This window comes from Mucilaginibacter lutimaris (genome assembly GCF_042676625.1).
Taxonomy (GTDB): domain Bacteria; phylum Bacteroidota; class Bacteroidia; order Sphingobacteriales; family Sphingobacteriaceae; genus Mucilaginibacter; species Mucilaginibacter lutimaris.
On record NZ_JBHTIA010000003.1, the window covers coordinates 985,387 to 1,002,009 of the forward strand.

General features: G+C 40.7%; 23 protein-coding genes. 4 read left to right on the forward strand and 19 right to left on the reverse strand.

The genetic code is table 11. The features are described 5' to 3' along the window. Positions 1–39: 39 nt before the first annotated feature. Complete coding sequence (locus tag ACFQZI_RS05270; protein WP_377139354.1) at positions 40–570, reverse strand: RNA methyltransferase; 531 nt, start codon at positions 568–570, stop codon at positions 40–42. Positions 571–595: 25 nt separating this feature from the next. Next, the gene (locus tag ACFQZI_RS05275; protein WP_377139357.1) at positions 596–1,765 is read right to left on the reverse strand and encodes a galactokinase; all 1,170 of its coding nucleotides are present in this window, start codon (positions 1,763–1,765) and stop codon (positions 596–598) included. Between the two features lie 143 nt (positions 1,766–1,908). Here ACFQZI_RS05275 and ACFQZI_RS05280 point away from each other — a divergent pair, with 143 nt between their 5' ends. Continuing rightward, positions 1,909–2,199: a YciI family protein gene (locus tag ACFQZI_RS05280; protein WP_377139359.1), complete on the forward strand. Its 291-nt coding sequence runs from the start codon at positions 1,909–1,911 to the stop codon at positions 2,197–2,199. A gap of 52 nt (positions 2,200–2,251) precedes the next feature. On the opposite strand, the gene ACFQZI_RS05285 is transcribed toward ACFQZI_RS05280, so the two are convergent. The 4 genes from ACFQZI_RS05285 to ACFQZI_RS05300 all read right to left on the reverse strand — a co-directional run bounded on the left by ACFQZI_RS05285 (position 2,252) and on the right by ACFQZI_RS05300 (position 6,891). Next, a complete protein-coding gene (locus ACFQZI_RS05285; protein WP_377139362.1) occupies positions 2,252–2,647 on the reverse strand; it encodes a hypothetical protein in 396 nt (131 codons plus the stop codon). Positions 2,648–2,717: 70 nt separating this feature from the next. Continuing rightward, on the reverse strand, positions 2,718–3,584 hold the full coding sequence (locus ACFQZI_RS05290) for an aldo/keto reductase (protein ID WP_377139364.1): 867 nt from the start codon (positions 3,582–3,584) through the stop codon (positions 2,718–2,720). Positions 3,585–3,709: 125 nt separating this feature from the next. Further along, entirely contained in the window at positions 3,710–4,114 is a 405-nt protein-coding gene (locus ACFQZI_RS05295) for a DUF1761 domain-containing protein (RefSeq protein WP_377139366.1), read from the reverse strand. Between the two features lie 62 nt (positions 4,115–4,176). Further along, the gene (locus ACFQZI_RS05300; RefSeq protein WP_377139368.1) at positions 4,177–6,891 is read right to left on the reverse strand and encodes a carboxypeptidase regulatory-like domain-containing protein; all 2,715 of its coding nucleotides are present in this window, start codon (positions 6,889–6,891) and stop codon (positions 4,177–4,179) included. A 174-nt stretch (positions 6,892–7,065) separates the two neighbouring features. Here ACFQZI_RS05300 and ACFQZI_RS05305 point away from each other — a divergent pair, with 174 nt between their 5' ends. Further along, positions 7,066–7,536 (forward strand): CYTH domain-containing protein, encoded by a 471-nt coding sequence (locus ACFQZI_RS05305; RefSeq protein WP_377139371.1) that lies wholly within the window; start codon positions 7,066–7,068, stop codon positions 7,534–7,536. A 71-nt stretch (positions 7,537–7,607) separates the two neighbouring features. Here ACFQZI_RS05305 and ACFQZI_RS05310 read toward each other — a convergent pair whose 3' ends face one another. Further along, entirely contained in the window at positions 7,608–7,814 is a 207-nt protein-coding gene (locus ACFQZI_RS05310) for a hypothetical protein (RefSeq protein ID WP_067062306.1), read from the reverse strand. 381 nt (positions 7,815–8,195) lie between these two features. Between ACFQZI_RS05310 and ACFQZI_RS05315 the strand changes: the two genes are divergently transcribed. Next, positions 8,196–8,708 (forward strand): hypothetical protein, encoded by a 513-nt coding sequence (locus ACFQZI_RS05315; protein WP_377139374.1) that lies wholly within the window; start codon positions 8,196–8,198, stop codon positions 8,706–8,708. Between the two features lie 95 nt (positions 8,709–8,803). On the opposite strand, the gene ACFQZI_RS05320 is transcribed toward ACFQZI_RS05315, so the two are convergent. The 8 genes from ACFQZI_RS05320 to ACFQZI_RS05355 all read right to left on the reverse strand — a co-directional run bounded on the left by ACFQZI_RS05320 (position 8,804) and on the right by ACFQZI_RS05355 (position 10,705). Then, the gene (locus ACFQZI_RS05320; RefSeq protein ID WP_377139376.1) at positions 8,804–8,977 is read right to left on the reverse strand and encodes a hypothetical protein; all 174 of its coding nucleotides are present in this window, start codon (positions 8,975–8,977) and stop codon (positions 8,804–8,806) included. A gap of 46 nt (positions 8,978–9,023) precedes the next feature. Then, the gene (locus ACFQZI_RS05325; protein WP_377139379.1) at positions 9,024–9,251 is read right to left on the reverse strand and encodes a hypothetical protein; all 228 of its coding nucleotides are present in this window, start codon (positions 9,249–9,251) and stop codon (positions 9,024–9,026) included. Between the two features lie 70 nt (positions 9,252–9,321). After that, positions 9,322–9,549, reverse strand: coding sequence for a hypothetical protein (locus tag ACFQZI_RS05330; RefSeq protein ID WP_377139382.1), 228 nt, complete (start codon positions 9,547–9,549; stop codon positions 9,322–9,324). 68 nt (positions 9,550–9,617) lie between these two features. Further along, positions 9,618–9,818, reverse strand: a complete 201-nt coding sequence (locus ACFQZI_RS05335) for a hypothetical protein (protein WP_377139385.1) — start codon at positions 9,816–9,818, stop codon at positions 9,618–9,620. Between the two features lie 67 nt (positions 9,819–9,885). Next, positions 9,886–10,116 (reverse strand): hypothetical protein, encoded by a 231-nt coding sequence (locus tag ACFQZI_RS05340; protein ID WP_377139387.1) that lies wholly within the window; start codon positions 10,114–10,116, stop codon positions 9,886–9,888. 58 nt (positions 10,117–10,174) lie between these two features. Beyond that, positions 10,175–10,321 carry a hypothetical protein gene (locus ACFQZI_RS05345; protein WP_377139389.1) on the reverse strand — a complete coding sequence of 49 codons (147 nt, stop codon included), beginning with the start codon at positions 10,319–10,321 and terminating at the stop codon, positions 10,175–10,177. 44 nt (positions 10,322–10,365) lie between these two features. Continuing rightward, on the reverse strand, positions 10,366–10,512 hold the full coding sequence (locus ACFQZI_RS05350; protein WP_377139392.1) for a hypothetical protein: 147 nt from the start codon (positions 10,510–10,512) through the stop codon (positions 10,366–10,368). Positions 10,513–10,558: 46 nt separating this feature from the next. Then, a complete protein-coding gene (locus tag ACFQZI_RS05355) occupies positions 10,559–10,705 on the reverse strand; it encodes a hypothetical protein (protein ID WP_377139399.1) in 147 nt (48 codons plus the stop codon). A 504-nt stretch (positions 10,706–11,209) separates the two neighbouring features. Between ACFQZI_RS05355 and ACFQZI_RS05360 the strand changes: the two genes are divergently transcribed. Next, positions 11,210–12,652: a tetratricopeptide repeat protein gene (locus ACFQZI_RS05360; RefSeq protein ID WP_377139402.1), complete on the forward strand. Its 1,443-nt coding sequence runs from the start codon at positions 11,210–11,212 to the stop codon at positions 12,650–12,652. Between the two features lie 8 nt (positions 12,653–12,660). On the opposite strand, the gene ACFQZI_RS05365 is transcribed toward ACFQZI_RS05360, so the two are convergent. From ACFQZI_RS05365 to ACFQZI_RS05380, 4 genes are all read right to left on the reverse strand, one after another. Beyond that, positions 12,661–12,951, reverse strand: a complete 291-nt coding sequence (locus ACFQZI_RS05365) for a hypothetical protein (RefSeq protein ID WP_377139405.1) — start codon at positions 12,949–12,951, stop codon at positions 12,661–12,663. A gap of 223 nt (positions 12,952–13,174) precedes the next feature. Further along, positions 13,175–13,549, reverse strand: coding sequence for a helix-turn-helix domain-containing protein (locus ACFQZI_RS05370; RefSeq protein WP_377139407.1), 375 nt, complete (start codon positions 13,547–13,549; stop codon positions 13,175–13,177). 154 nt (positions 13,550–13,703) lie between these two features. Next, on the reverse strand, positions 13,704–15,983 hold the full coding sequence (locus ACFQZI_RS05375) for an ATP-dependent helicase (RefSeq protein WP_377139409.1): 2,280 nt from the start codon (positions 15,981–15,983) through the stop codon (positions 13,704–13,706). Positions 15,984–16,077: 94 nt separating this feature from the next. Then, positions 16,078–16,464: a hypothetical protein gene (locus ACFQZI_RS05380; RefSeq protein WP_377139411.1), complete on the reverse strand. Its 387-nt coding sequence runs from the start codon at positions 16,462–16,464 to the stop codon at positions 16,078–16,080. Between the last annotated feature and the right edge of the window lie 159 nt (positions 16,465–16,623).

Consider the following 16,623-nt stretch of genomic DNA (forward strand, 5'->3'; position numbering starts at 1 on the left):
CCTATAAAAATATAATAATTTTTTTAATCCATCAGAAAATTACACCGCTATCTTCGAGAAAAAATCCCACAAAACGATGCCTGCCGACACCACGATGTTGAATGAATGTTTAGTACCAAACTGGGGGATCTCGATACAGGCATCAATTTTCTGCATAACCTCGTCGCTAACGCCGTTTACCTCGTTACCGAAGATCAGCGCGTATTTTTCATTAGGGACAGGGGTAAAAGTGTTGAGCATTATGCTATTTTCGGCCTGCTCAATAGCTATTATCCTGTAACCATCTGCGCGCAGCGCCTCAACAGCCTGCAGGGGAGTTTCAAAATATGCCCAGTTAACAGATTGCGTTGCACCCAGGGCTGTTTTCTCTATTTCGCGGTGGGGTGGCTGGGCTGTTATACCGCAAAGGCAAATTTGCTCAACAGCAAACCCATCAGATGTGCGAAAGATAGAGCCGATGTTGTGCATGCTGCGCACATTATCTAAAACCACCGCCACAGGCAGTTTGTCCTGTGCTTTAAACTCATCTAAAGTGGCACGGTTAAGTTCGTCGAGTTTTAGTTTGCGCATATTGTTAAAATAGTGAACCGCGAAATTACGATTTTACCACCTCATTCAATACACCTACGCCATCACCAATTAATGACGCGTAAACAGAAGGTGCGTAGCCAATCTTTTCGGTATAGTAGGCTGCTACCGCTTTGCTAAAGTTATCAAAACCTTCTTTTTTAACCAGGGCTATCGCGCAGCCGCCAAAGCCCGCGCCGGTCATGCGTGCGCCGGCAACATCGGGGTTGGTTTTAGCATAATCTACAACGGTATCCAATTCCACGCCGCTTACTTCATACAGGTCGCGCAGTGATTGATGCGACGCGTACATCAGTTGGCCAAATTCGGTAAGATTGTTACCGCTTAATGCTTTTGCCGCCAGCTTTACGCGGTCATTCTCCTCTACCACGTGTTTTGCACGGGCCTGTACAGTGGCATCGGTTATAAGGTGTTTGTATTGTTCAAAGGTTTGGCTATCAATATCGCACAAGTAATTAATATCCAGTGCTTGTTTTAGAGCGGCAAGTGCGGTTTGGCATTCCTGTACACGTTCATTGTATTTAGATTCGGCCAGTTTACGGGGTTTATTGGTGTTGATGATGGCCAGCAGATAATCGCCAAGGTTGCTGTCGACAGCCTGGTAATCCAGTGTATCGCAGTTTAGCATCAGGGCTTTATCTTTCTCACCAAAGGCCACGGCAAACTGGTCCATAATGCCGCAGTTTACACCTATAAATTTATTCTCTACCGATTGGGAAAGCTTAACCAGTTCAAGCCGGTTGTAATCGGTTGTAAACAGGTCATTCAAGGCGAAGGCTGTAACTACTTCTATGGAGGCAGATGAAGAAAGCCCTGAGCCAATAGGGATATCGCCATAAAATAGCATGTCTAACCCCTGTAGCTTTTTGCCATCTTTTAAAAAATGCGCAATTACACCAACAGGGTAGTTGTACCAAAATTCACCAACTTTTTTGTGTTCGGCATTTAAATGTACTTCGGCTTGTTCACTAAAGTTGAGGCTTTTAAAGCGGAATATGTTCTCGTTATTGGGCGATACTAATAAATACGAACCGAAGGTAATTGCGCATGGCATAACCAGCCCGCCGTTATAATCGATGTGCTCGCCTATAAGGTTCACACGGCCCGGCGAAAAGTAGGTTTCGGTTGCTTGTTTACCATATTGCTTAACAAATTCCTGTTTCAGATCAGCTCTCATAAATTGGTTTTATAGTTGGGAAACAAATATTGTAAATTATACATTTATTCTGTAGCGATAAACGAAAGTTTTTTATTGCTATCATTTGCATCCTAAACAGAACTTGCGGTTATTTGTTAATACCGTATAAAATCATCCATATTATGAACCAATACCTTGTTACAGGTTACGATTATACCGACGAAGGCGCGCTTGAACGCCGCATGAATATACGCCCACATCACCTTGATGGGGCCAAAGCTTTGAAAGAAAGCGGCAATTACGTTTTAGGCGGTGCTTTACTTAACGATGAGGGAAAAATGATAGGGTCGGTTATGGTGCTGCAATTTGAGAGTGAAGATGGGCTTGAAGCGTGGAAACAAAGCGAACCTTATATTACTCAAAAAATTTGGGAAACGGTGGATGTAAAGCCGTTTAAAGTTGCGACGGTTTAAGTTTTAAGTCGAAAGTCTTATGTTGAATTAAGAACTGCGCGGTACTCTTATATTAACTTTTTATCTCCCCGAAGTATTCCCACTGCCTCGCGGGGTTTCTTTTGTAAACCACCGTGTGGTATTCGCCTTCGGCTTTAAAGCTGAACTCAAATGTTTCTTCGGCCGGGTCATCCGGCAAAAATTGTTCAATGATGCTGTCGGCAACTAAGCGTACGGTATCTTCTTTTGGCTGTTGCTCTGTTTTAGCTTCGAGGGCGGCTTTATAATCTTTAAAAGATGGGAATGCAGGTTTATCGCCGTTAAGTTCGCGGGCAGCATTGAAAGCCGCTTCTTCGGCCTGCTCGCGGTATTCTTCCATTGCCTTTAATAAATCATCCGCGGCTATCTCTGGTGTGCCATCGGCGGCGTGCGAATAATAACTGTTCAGTATCTCCTCTTTGCTTTTCATCGGCACAAAAGTACAGATTAACAAAAAAGGATGCCGGTAATTCCGGCATCCTTTTTTGTTAATTTTTTGATTATCCAACAGGTGGCGAAATACCATCCAACTCGTCAATATCACCTGCATCCAATTTTATATTGGCTGTTTTCATATTCTCTTCGAGGTGGGCTACGCTTGATGTGCCCGGTATCAGCAAGATGTTTTTAGAATGATTTAACAACCAGCTTAAAGCCACCTGGTGTACAGTAGCACCGTGTTTTTGGGCAATTTGCTGTAGCTTTTCCTGAGCCGAAACATTGCCGGCATTAAGCGGGAACCATGGTATGAATGCGATGTCGTTCTCCTCGCAATAATTTAGCACACCTTCCCACTTGCGGTTATCTACGCTGTACATGTTTTGTACCGATACTACCTCGAAATAGTCCTGAGCTTTTTTAATATCATCAATATCAACTTCTGATAAACCAATGTGGCGGATCTTGCCATCGGCCTGTGCCTGCTTTAAAAATTCAAAGCTTTGCTCGGCAGGTACATTAGGGTCTATACGGTGTAATTGATATAGGTCTATTTGATCAAGTTTCAGGCGCTTTAAACTGCCATCTAAAGCTTCCTTTAAATGTGCCGGGCTCGAATTTATTGGCCACTGATCGGGGCCGGTACGAAGCAGGCCGCCTTTGGTGCCAATGATCAGGTCGGCGGGGTAAGGGTACAATGCCTCTGCTATCAGTTCTTCAGAAATATGCGGGCCATAGCTATCTGCCGTATCAATAAAGTTAACACCAAGCTCTACAGCACGTTTTAACACGCGAATGGCTTCATCGTGGTCTTTTGGTGGCCCCCAAATGCCTTTGCCGGTAATACGCATTGCGCCATAACCCAGTCTGTTGATCTCAAGGTCGCCGCCAATGCTAAATGTTTTTGGGAATGTTGTCGCGTCACTCATTATATTTAGTTCTTATGGTAAAATAAATAAACGCTAACCAACGCCTATTGTTCGGTAAAGGGGTTCACAATAATGTCATATAGTTTCTGCAAGGGTTAATAACGCTGAGAAACCGCCAATTAGGCTTATCGCCAGGCGCCCAGTATGGCACCCATAATGGTTAACGACACTATGCTGTAACCGCCATTAATAAAAATGTAGCGCCAGCTTTTTATTTCAAAAAGGGCCGCTATGGCAATAGCGCAAAACGCCCATATACCTGCCAGGAAACCGGCAGTAGCGCCCCAGCTAACATCTGTTTTATCATCGGCCAAAAACGCGGCCAGGTTAGCAGCCATTATTAAAGAAAAGAAGAAGGTGAAACCGAATATCTTTGCTTTATTGCCTTTTTGAACCTTCCCTGCAGTTAAATTGCTATCTGCCATCCAGGCTTTACCAAAAACAGCTGGGGCGTACCAAATACCACCAACAGCAAAGCCAGAAATAGCGGCTACAACAACAGCCGGCCAGTTAATAAGTGATGGGTTCATAAAATTTAGGTTTTAGTGTACCTAAATTTACGCAAATACATGCTTGTTATGCAAATGTTTGATTACTTTACGGTATACCTGAATATGTAGCGGCCCAGGTTCCCTTCGGCATCCATACCCTCAATTACCGCGCGATAGCTTCCCTTACTATCCGAGTTAAAGTACTCGAATGATGCAAAACCGGTTTTATCCGTTTTTATTTTAGGGCTCCAGAATATAGTGCTGCGCAGATCGCCGCCAAAGGCCCCTTGTTTAAGCGGGTCATATTTAGGTGAATAAAACTCACGTGATATGCTATAACCCTGCGCGGTATAAGTAAGTAAGTTGCCTTTTGGCAACATTTCCTGTAGTTGAGCAAACGTTATTTTTTCAGTTTTTATTTTACGTGTAATGATGGATATGATACCATCAGACATAAAATTGCGATTGATGTTACTTAATCCGTCAGACTTGAATACCTCTATTGTCTCTACGTCCGATCCGCGGTATCCGTTCAGCGTTTGGTAGTCAACAGGGCTGCCATTTAAAAATACCTGCATAGGCAATTTATTTTGGTTGGATATGTTTTTTGTAAAGTATAGGGCATTGTTTTCTGCCGTTACGCCCAATAACATGGCAGGCAGGCATATGTATAGGTTTGGGCAATCTTTAAAGCGTTCGCCGGTAAGTTGTTGGTCGGCCATTAATGGCAGGGCAGATAGGGTGGTGTAATCGCTATGGCTTGCCTTTTTTACCAATGAGGTAGATTTAATAGTAACCTCTTTTAATATGTGCAAATTATCATACTGGCGCTTGCTGTTTAACATTAGCGGTTTGTAAGCGCTATCAATATTAGCAACAGCATCTAAAGCGTTAATATTTTTTGTAACAGGCTGATAGTTATCTCCATTAACTGATATCATCAGGTTTTTGCTGTTTGGGTTATTGCGTGCGCTGATAATCACCTGCGACGAATCCGGGAAGTTCAATTTTGGGAAGCTAAAGTTACCGTTCATATCTGCCACCGTTTCTGCAAAATAATTTTTAGACGGGATCTGGATGCGGAGGTTGCCTTTAGAAATTGGCATCCCCGTATTATTGCGTAATATGCCGCTAACCTCCAGCCCCTGTTGCTCGGGAGTAAGGAAGATCTGCGGAAATTTGCCGGTGATGATATTACGGTAAGAAATGCGACGGTAGCCTTGCGTCAGCATTAATATGTCCAGGTTAGCATCAACATTAGGGTCCTTACTATTAAAATAATAGTTCGGCTTTTCAATATAACCCTTAATTTCTGATGTAAGCAAAAGGTTGTTCATGATGGTTGTTTCGCTATCCTCATCAACCGGCACTTTTGTTTCATCAATTACAGCAACAGAAAATTCGCCTGCGACAGGCGTCGCATTATTTTTTGCTGATACCGTAAACCTTACCTTTTGCCTAACCGAGAAAGCCTTACGATCCGGCGCCATGGTGAGGTTCAACATGTCGTTACGCTTTATAAAAACAATGCGCTCGGCAAGGGCAATGCCACGCTCACTAAACAACGTAAATTGTATAAGGCCCGTTGGGAATTTGCTTTTTGGAATGGCTGAGCTGTAGGTAGATGTTTCTAAAGCGGTTTTAGCTGCGAAATAAATGGCGCCGCCGCTTTGGGCAGCTACATAGTATGTTTTCCCCTGGTTTGCCTTAAAGTAAGGGTCGTTGGCTGCCAGTTTAATGTTAATATTATCGGAATCGTTGCTGTACACCGCTAAGGTGATACCTGCCGGTTTTATACGTGGTAAATCATAAGCAGTGGTAACGCCATCAGGGAAGGTAATATTGGCTTTATAGGTTTTACCATCTTCGGGCGTTAGTGCAAAAATACCCATGCCCAGGTGGGCCGACTCTAAATTAGCTATTACTTCACCTGTATTATTGGTAATAGTGCCTTTGATAGTTACACCGAGCCCGTTAGCGCCAATTGCCTTAAAGGCTACTCTTGAGCGTATGCCAAGGGTTAGTTCGCCTCCTTCAGGGAAAAACTGCACATCCCGGTCGGCCGCGGCCGCAGTAAGCGGAAATTTATTGAGTGTTTCTTTTTTGTTTGCCAGTTCGATATTAGTGGTAAGCGTAGCGTTTTTAAGCGATGCGGCGGCTGTTTCTGTAAGTACAAGAGTTAACACACCATTTGCATCAGTTGTGCCTTTACCTTTACTTAGTTCATCGCCGGTAGGTGTGGTAATACTCCAATTAACCTTTTTATTGGCTAATACTTCGCCGGGCTGGCTGTAGGAAATGGCGGCGCTAATTTTAGGTTGGCCTGCGATACGGTTAAAAACAATACTGGTATTTACATTGGTTTGTATGGCGTTGCCTATCGCTATGTTTTTGTTAAAGTAATAATCTGTTTCGAAGTTACGCATCCAATTGGTGTAGGCCCTAAGATGATAGTTGCCTTGTTTGTAAATACCGGGAGCCAGTATGATATTGCCATGTGCAACACCGTTTACCACCGGCAGTTTAACCAGTTTCATAATAGAATCTTGCCCGGCTATATCTACATATACTATATTACTAAGGTTTGATGGCTGGTGCTTGTCAAGCGTTATATATGCTTTAAACCAAATAGTATCGCCGGCGGCATAGTATGGCTTGTCTAAATGCAGGTAAACCTTTTCTATCGGGAAATTAGTGATGTAGTTAGCCGTTTTAGTGATAATTGTATTAAGGGCAACAGTGTCACGTTGGGCAAGGGCAGGGGCAATTAAACAGGTAGCCAGTAGTATGGTCAGCACAAATTTTTTTAAGCTCATTATAATAGTTAAAGTAGCGTGGCTAATATAAACATTTAGCTTTACCGCGTGTTGCACGGTTTCGGATTTAACATTTGTTAACTTGATTGGCTAACAAAATGCTATAAATGTACCGTATAAACGCATTTTTAAAAATAGTATTATTGTAAATTAAGTGCTACAAAATAGAAGCTTATGCCAACAGAAATTGAACGTAAATTTTTGGTAGATCACAGCAGGTGGGAGCAGATTGTTAAACCCGCGGGTAATCTTTATAAACAAGGGTACATTTTAAGCGAAGAAAAGCGTACCGTTAGGATACGGGTTACAGACACAGCGGCATATATTACCTTTAAAGGTGCATCAACTGGTATAAGCCGCAGCGAATATGAATACACTATCCCGGTTGATGAAGGCAACGAGATCTTACAGAATTTTGCAACATCAACTATAGAGAAGGTACGTTATAATATTTACCATGGGGGGCACTTATGGGAGGTTGATGTTTTTAGCGGCGTAAACGAAGGACTTATTGTTGCCGAAATAGAATTACAAAGCGAGGGTGAAGCCTTTGAAAAACCCGATTGGGCGGGCCGGGAAGTGAGCCACGATGGCAGATATACAAACGCCAGTTTATCGTTAAACCCGTATAAGAATTGGGCGTAGCTACGGTAAAATTAGCGCATAAAAAAACCTGCCTCTGTAAAGCAGGTTTTTTTATTGGAGATAAATATGATTTACCAGCCTGAACCTTTTTTTGCATTACCTGCTTTGATATGCTCTTCAGCAGTAGCTTTGCCCATGATAGCAGCCATTTTGTTACCTTCTGCATCTTTACCTGTAGCTATGTATCTGCCAGATTTAATGTCGATAACCGGATCGATCATTGGAACATTTTTGGTTTTAGTCTTTACTGAATACGCGGTGATTCCTGAAGCTGCCATGTTTAGTTTTTTTAAGTTTTTTAATTGTAACTGGATTAATTATGTTTTGTTTTCATTATTTGTCAGTTTGTTTTAGCACACTACAGATAATGTTTTTTAATAATGAAGGCAATATATGTATTTATACTTAACTAACAAATTATACAAAAGGTGATTTTTTTGCACATATTAACGATTAAATAACCCTTTTTGTAAATTTGCCCTGATGGTAAATGTTTTGGTATAACTAACCCTCTCTTGCTAAGCCTGTTTATAATTTAGCTTTTCTTACTAAAGCGTATTTGTTAAAGGCATAGCTGTATCGAACTTATTTAGGTATAATTATAAAACATCGAACTTTTAATCTTTTAAGGTGTTTAAGTACCAATCAAACAATTTAGCATGAAACCATATATTTTTTTAAGCATGTGCGCACTGGCGCTTGCATCTTGTACAGGCAACGGAAATAAAAGTGCTGATAGTACAAAAAACACGACAGCAGAGGATACATCTAACACGGCTACGCTGAATGCGCCAGCCCAAAATATGGATTACTGTTTTTTACGTACAGAGGGTGCAAGTAACCAGGATACAACTGCCATTCATTTAACTATTAATGCCGGTAAGGTAAGTGGTGAAATGCAATGGTTGCCCAAAGAAAAGGATGCGCGGAAAGGAGCCCTCGAAGGAACTATGAAGGGTAACGATATTAAAGCAGTATGGACGTTTATGCAGGAGGGCGCTAAAGATACAATGTCTGTAGCGTTTCAGTTATCGGCCCAGGAACTTAGGCAAAAACCCTTTAAAGTTACTAAGGATGGCCGCCAGGAAACTGATGGGGCTGCTGGTTATACTATAATATACAAGCTTGATAACTGCAGTAAATTTAAAACTGCGGCTAAACCATCGCTCTAATTCTACTTATATTTAAAGTAAGATATTCCGACTTATATAATGCCTCGTTATACAGCGGGGCATTTTTATTTATATAGATGTAGTGCCGTCAAGGCTTAATCGGCGGTGCCTACATCTGATTTTGGCGCTGATGTGTTTTTAACAGAAACCGTTACGGCATCTTCTTTCAATTTATCAGCATTTACACTATTGTCGGTTTTAGTAGTAAGTGAAAATGCGGTTACTGCTGAAGCTAATACTAATGCTGCTGCTATGATGATCTTTTTCATGTTTGTTTTACTTATTGGTGACCTGTTGTGATGGTTAGATGATTAATTAGTCTGCAGTGCCTACGTCTTTTTTGTTATCGGCGGTGCCTACATCTTTTTTATTCCTTGCATCAGCAGTACCTACATCCTTTTTGTTATCAGCGGTGCCTACATCTTTTTTGTTTTTAGCATCGGCGGTGCCTACGTCTTTTTTGTTTGTAAATGTTGCTGCGTTAACGGTAGTTGCTGTTATGGTGCTGAATATGATTGCTGCTGCTATGATTAATTTTTTCATGATCGTGTTGTTTATATATTGTGGTGCTTGTTAATGTGTTTTGTTTATTCTCTGTGGCTTGTTGGTTCAATTAGTCTGCAGTGCCTACGTCTTTTTTGTTATCGGCAGTACCTACATCTTTTTTGTTTCTTGCATCAGCAGTACCTACATCCTTTTTGTTATCGGCGGTGCCTACATCTTTTTTGTTTTTAGCATCGGCAGTGCCTACGTCTTTTTTGTTGGTAAATGTTGCTGCGTTAACGGTATTTGCTGTTACGGTGCTGAATATGATTGCTGCTGCTATGATTAATTTTTTCATGATCGTGTTGTTTATATTGTGTGGTGCTTGTTAATGTGTTTTGTTTATTCTCTGTGGTTTGTTGATAATTAGTCTGCAGTGCCTACGTCTTTTTTGTTATCGGCAGTGCCTACATCTTTTTTATTCCTTGCATCGGCAGTACCTACATCTTTTTTGTTTTTAGCATCGGCGGTGCCTACGTCTTTTTTGTTTGTAAATGTTGCTGCGTTAACGGTATTTGATGTTACTGTGCTGAATATGATTGCTGCTGCTATGATTAATTTTTTCATGATCGTGTTGTATATATTGTGTGGTGCTTGTTAATGTGTTTTGTTTATTCTCTGTGGTTGTTGATAATTAGTCTGCAGTGCCTACGTCTTTTTTGTTATCGGCAGTGCCTACATCTTTTTTATTCCTTGCATCGGCAGTACCTACATCCTTTTTATTATCGGCGGTGCCTACATCTTTTTTGTTTTTAGCATCGGCGGTGCCTACGTCTTTTTTGTTGGTGATAGTTGTTGATGCGTTAACAGTATTTGCTGTTAATGCGCCGAATATGATTGCTGTTGCTATGATTAATTTTTTCATGATCGTTATAATTTTTTAAGGTATATTCTTGGGTTATGTGTGTCGTTTTAATTGTTAATTAGTCGGCTGTACCTATATCTTTTTTGTTGGCTACTGTACTTTTCTCAAAGGTTGCGGTTGGTTTAACCTCGGCATTTTTTGTGCATGATGGTAAAATGCCTGCGCTTAAAATGATGATCGCTGCTGCTATAATTGATTTTTTCATGATCGTATTTTTATTATGGTAAGTGATGTTATGATAATAGATAGTTAGTCGGCAGTACCTATGTCTTTTTTTACAAGAGCCAGGCTCGGTTCAATTAATATATTAGCGTTAGTTTTTACGGGAACTTGTTTAGTGTATGAGGATAAAACCGCTGTTGATAAAATGACTGCTGCTATTAATATCTTTTTCATAACTGTATTATTTAATTATTGGGTATTTAATATTTTATGTAGTTAATTAATCGGCGGTACCAATATCTTTTCTGAACGAAAAATTACTTTGGTCGAAAGCTGCCGGGGCCGGTTTAACAATAATTTGTTTGGTGTATGATGGTATAACGCCTGTTGCCAGTATCAATACTCCTGCTATAATTAACTTTTTCATATTCTTATGTTTATTCCTATTTATATAATTAATCAGCTGTGCCAACATCTTTTTTGATGCCTGTTGTTGCTTTTAAAAACATCTTCATCGTTATACGAATGTTACTTGATTTAACACAGCTTGTTATGAGCAAGCAACCAAGTAGAAATACGTATGTCAACATCATTTTTTTCATATTCGTCCAATAACTTAATTACTCCAATTAATTTAGCCTTTAAGCAACATTTAATTATACAACTATTTGTTGTAGTATTGCTAACTTTTAATAACTATTAGTTAATAAAAAACCTATATTTTTTCGATTATCAAAACATAAGAAAATGTCAAGATAACTGTATAACTTGTTAACAATCAATAAATTAACCATACAAATATAATTATGTTTTTTAATTTTCACGCAATGTTGAAAAAAAAATGATTGTGGATTTTTATTAACTTTAACTAAATGAAATATAGTAGCAATAATTTTATAACTTCACCCTTATATCTATGTATAGAGCCCTGATGAATAAAATTTTTACGTTGCTTGTTTTATTTCTTGTTAGCTGTACCGCTGTGTATGCTCTGGATAAAAGCGGCATTGCAGCGCAGGATACGATTGAGGTAAATAAATTAAATAAGCTTGCTTATGATAACCGTGGCACCAACCCCGAGCAAACGGTTGAATTTGCTAACAAAGCTTTAGCCATTGCCGAAAAAGTAGGTTATGAAAAGGGGATAGGTGAGGCTTATAGAGTAAGGGGAATCGGGAATTATTATTTAAACCAGGCAAGCGCCGCTATTCGCGATTATTTACAGGCATTATCGAGTTTCGCGAAAATTAAGGATCTGCGTAGCGAGGCTAAGGTTTATAATAATATTGGCAACTTATATCTTGATAATAATTATGCAAGTTCATTAGTATATCTCAAGAAATCGTTGGCTATAGCCCAGAAGTTAAACGATCAGCAGTTAATAGGTTCTACCTATTTAAACATTGGTAACGTTTACTATCGTAAGAAAATCTTTTACCAGGCACTTAGTTACTACGACAAGGGGAACGCCATATTTTTAGCTATAAAAGATACCTTTAATACTATACAGTCATTACAAAACAGGGGGGTAATTTATTTTAACCTGAATCAGTATGATAAAGCCGAACAGCTTTTGTTAGCTGCTAACAAGTGGGCAAAAGAAATGGATTTAAACAAGCCTGTAGCCAGTACCAATCTTACCCTCGCATCGCTTTACATAGCCCAGGGGCGTTTTGCCGATGCAACTAAAGTGGTATTAGAGGGCCAGGCTTATTCCAAGGCGCTTAAAGACGAAAAGCTGGAATCTGATTACCTGTACACAAACTACCAGTTAGAGGCCAAGCAAAAACATTACGACAGGGCCTTGCAATATCTTCAAACTATATTCAGACAGGATAGCACAATTTACGCGTCTAACGAATCTACGCAGATAAATATGCTGCAGGAGCAGTTTAAGCAACAGGCGAAGCAACGCGAGAACGAATTAACCATTCAGCGGCAACAAAATGACCGTATTAAGTTTTGGGCCGTTACAGTGGTAGCAGGCCTTCTGTTGGTTGTTATAGTGCTGCTGGTGAGTAATGTAAAGCGCAAAAGCGCTACTAATATCAAACTTACCGAGCTGAATGAAGAAGTGTCGCGGCAAAAAGATAATCTCGACAGGGTGAACCATCACCTCGAAGAAATTATTGATGAGCGTACCAAGGACCTGCAGATAAAGAATAAGAAACTTTCGGAATATTCATCATACCTGTCGCACCAGATCCGTGGGCCTATAGCAACATTGCGTGGCTTAATGAATCTTGAAAAAGAAGGCTTAGTTGACGAAAAAGAGTGTATAGAGATGATGGATAAATGCGTTTCAGATATCGACCAAAAGATAATTGAGATGAGTGAAATGCTGAATGATACAAGCAGGCCCACTACCGTTTAGTTAGAAAATTACATCCCCGGATAAGTGCTGTGTATCTGCGCCTCAAATAATCCCAAATACATGCAGTACCTGGATATCATTTGTAGTATAAGCAACTGTCTGTGCCTTTTATAACCTTCAGTTTCAAATGCTAATGTTTCATCACCGGCTGTGACAAAAAACCTAACTTCACCCTCTCTGGGCTTTAAATGCGACCTGAATAACCCAAAAGCTTTAACCTTTAACTTGCTGCGCCTGTCATGTATAGTTCCAACTGTGTGCTGATCGGCGTTAGCTATAGATATCATATAATTAGACATGGTGAATTTCCTTTTTGGTGTTCACCTATGTCAATGCAATTATAAATCCAATTGAGTTAATTGGATAAATTTTATATGCAAAAACGGCAATTAATCAAACTTTGTTTCATTTAACTTAATTAATTAAGATTGGCTTAAAATAATTAAATTAAAGTGAAGTGTATTTGACGTATTGCCGTTGCCAACACTTATAAACTGTTGTGTTTATAGAACAGTATGGTTGTTAGATAGCAACATTCCCTTTACTCAGCAATTCTTCGTAAAGTAAAATTACTTTGCGTTGAAGATTGGTTATCTCAATTTCACGGTCAGCCAGTTTTTTCTGAATTATGCTCAGGCTCACATCTTGTGTGCTTGGTTCTTCGGTGTATTCAAGCGATAGCAGGTTTACAACGCTCACTTCAAAAATATTGGCAATTTGCTCTAACCTCGACAAATTGATATCCGTAACACCCGTCTCAATTTTAGAGAAAGCAGGGATTGATATACCCAATCGGTTGGCAACGTCTTCCTGGCTCCAGCCATGCTCGTGGCGTAGTGTACGAATATTTTTACCGGCCGATTTATTCGTCTTCTTTTTGATAGTATCGCTCATCATGTACATAATAATAGTTAATAAAGGGAAAAGGGTATTAACTATTAACCAAACCTAATGCCATATTTAAATATGGGCTAATTCGGTACAATTAACGCACAGTTAATGTTTTGAAATAAAAAACCGGGGAATTTATTCTACATAAGCGGGAATTATATTACTCCACAACACCAACTATACTCAGTTTAGCAAATTTCAGCAACAACTGTTTTTGGCCAATTTCTTTAAAAAATATGGTTGCTTTTATATCGGGTTTGTTGCCTTCCAGCGTAAGCACTTTACCAAAGCCAAAACGTTCATGCTCTACCTGCATACCCACTTGTAAATTTGAAGTATCTGACGGCTTAAAACCTGGCGATGGCACGTGAGCTTTGGCCAGTATAGAGGTGGTTTTTACCGGCGGGGCCGTAGCTGCCTTAGGTTTGGTATATGTATCGTTTTTGCGTGTCCAGGCGCTACGCTCATCGTCAAAAGATGAAGAGGCCGCGGGTTTGGCTGTAAAGTCGAGCTCCAGGTATTTCGCGTCTATCTCGTCCAGGAAACGGCTTGGTTCGCAACTAATAAGCGTGCCGAATTTAAAACGCGATGTTGCATAACTGATGGTTAACTTGTATTCGGCACGGGTTATGGCTACATAAAATAGCCTGCGTTCTTCTTCCAGATCGCTGCGCGAGTTAAGCGACATTTGCGAAGGGAAAAGGTTTTCCTCCAGCCCCACAATATGCACCTGCGGAAACTCCAACCCCTTGGATGAGTGGATGGTCATTAACGATACTGTATCGGCATCCTTGTCTTTATCTTTATCATCGTTTGTTAAAAGGGCCACATCCTGCATAAATATATCCAGGCCTTTTTCTTCTATGTCTTCACGTTCCGAAAACTCTTTTATACCGTTAAGCAACTCCTGTATGTTTTCATACCGATTAAGCCCTTCTACAGATTTATCTTCGTACAGATCTTTAAGTAAACCCGAATGTTGCGCTATATGTAGTGCCGCCTCGTAGGCGCTTTGGTTTTTGGTGATCACCTGAAAACTCTGTATCATAGCCGCGAAGGCATTCAGCGAAGCAGGCGCTTTCTCTACATAACGGTTAGCTTCTAATATCACCTCAAAAGGGGTAATATTATTTTTATCGGCAGCAACAATAATACGGTCAACGGTGGTATCCCCAATACCACGTTTTGGGTAGTTAATAACGCGTTTCAGCGCTTCCTCATCGTTAGGGTTAAACGTAAGGCGGAAGTAGGCTATCAGGTCCTTGATCTCCTTACGTTGATAGAAAGATAAGCCCCCATAAATTTTGTATGGTATGCCATTCTTACGCAGCGCTTCCTCCATAGAGCGCGACTGAGCGTTTGTACGGTACAGGATAGCGAAATCATGCCATTTAAGTCCATTTGAGGTGCGCTGGTACATAATTGCATCAGCAACCAATTTACCTTCCTCATTATCGCTAAAAGCGCGCATTACTTTTATTTTGTCGCCGCTTTCTTTTTGCGAGAACACATTCTTTTTAAGCTGCTCTTTGTTATTGGCAATAACACTATTTGCAACATTTACAATGTTTTGGGTAGAGCGGTAATTCTGCTCCAGCTTAAATATTTTAAGATCGGGATAATCCTTCTCAAAATTCAGGATGTTTTGGATGTTAGCGCCACGGAACGCATAAATACTTTGGGCATCATCGCCCACCACACATATATTTTCGTTAACAGCCGCCAGACGTTTCACGATCAGGTACTGCGAAAAGTTGGTATCCTGGTACTCATCAACCATCAGGTATTTAAACTTTTGCTGGTATTTATTTAGTATATCCGCGTGGTTTTTGAGTAACTCATTGGTTTTAAATAACAGGTCATCAAAATCCATTGCGCCGGCGCGGTAACAGCGCTGCACATAGGTTTGATAAATGGTGCCCAGCATACCACGGCCGCTGCTAAAGTCGTCGGCTTGTATCTGTTCGTTATTTTGATATTCCTGCCAGCCAACCAGGTTGTTTTTTGCTGCCGAGATACGGTTAAGTACAAAGTTTACGCTGTATAACTTATCGTCAAGTTGCATTTCTTTCAGGATTGCACGCAGTACGCTCTTGCTGTCGTCGGTATCGTAAATGGTAAAATTGCTTGGGTAGCCAATGCGGTTGGCCTCAACCCGTAAAAGCTTGGCAAAAACCGAGTGGAAGGTACCCATCCAAATGTTTTTGGCTTCGGGGCCGCAAATATGATTGATACGCTCGCGCATTTCGCGTGCAGCCTTGTTGGTAAAGGTAAGCACCAGTATATTAAAGCTATCTACACCACTGCGTATAAGGTGCGCAACCCTAAAAGTAATAACACGTGTTTTACCCGAACCCGCGCCAGCAATGATCATCACCGGGCCTTTAATTTGTAATACGGCTGCCTTTTGTTCGGGATTTAACCCCTCTAAATAATCCAAATCCTGTTCCTTTTTTCTTGTACGGCGAAATTAGTTATTTGCGCGGGAAAGCTAAATTAATTGGTAAACCAATTTTTCCACCACCGGTAATTTGTTAACCATTTTTGTTTAGCTGTTTGATAACTGCCTGCAAATTATCCACCCGAAAGGCACAAGCCAGATCATATCGTTCCAAACGTTTACCCAAAAGAAAGAGGGGGCCAATTTGCCGAGCCAGATATAATAAACCAAGCACCTTGCCAATAAAGCCGACGAGTATGAGCGGCCAGTATGCCACCGGGTCTTTTGATGCGAAGTAATAGGCGATACCATAAACCCCAACCAGCATTCCCACGCAGCGCAGGATGATAAGCAGGAAATCGGTAGGCGGGTTGCCGAAGAGGATGATCTGCGGGTAGGCGGAGATTACAATCCCCCAGAAAATATTATAGATAGCAGCCAGCAACATAATGGTTTTGGCAGCTTTGAGTTTGGTGGTCATATCCGTAAAAATAGTAACTCGCTGTATAGTTAACCACAGAGTGCACAAAGGAAAACCACAAAGGCCACAGAGCCAAATAGAACCTCTGTGTCCTTTGTGGATCATCGTGATGCAAATCTTTGTGCCCTCTATGGTTAAAAACTCAGGTTGCACATCCTC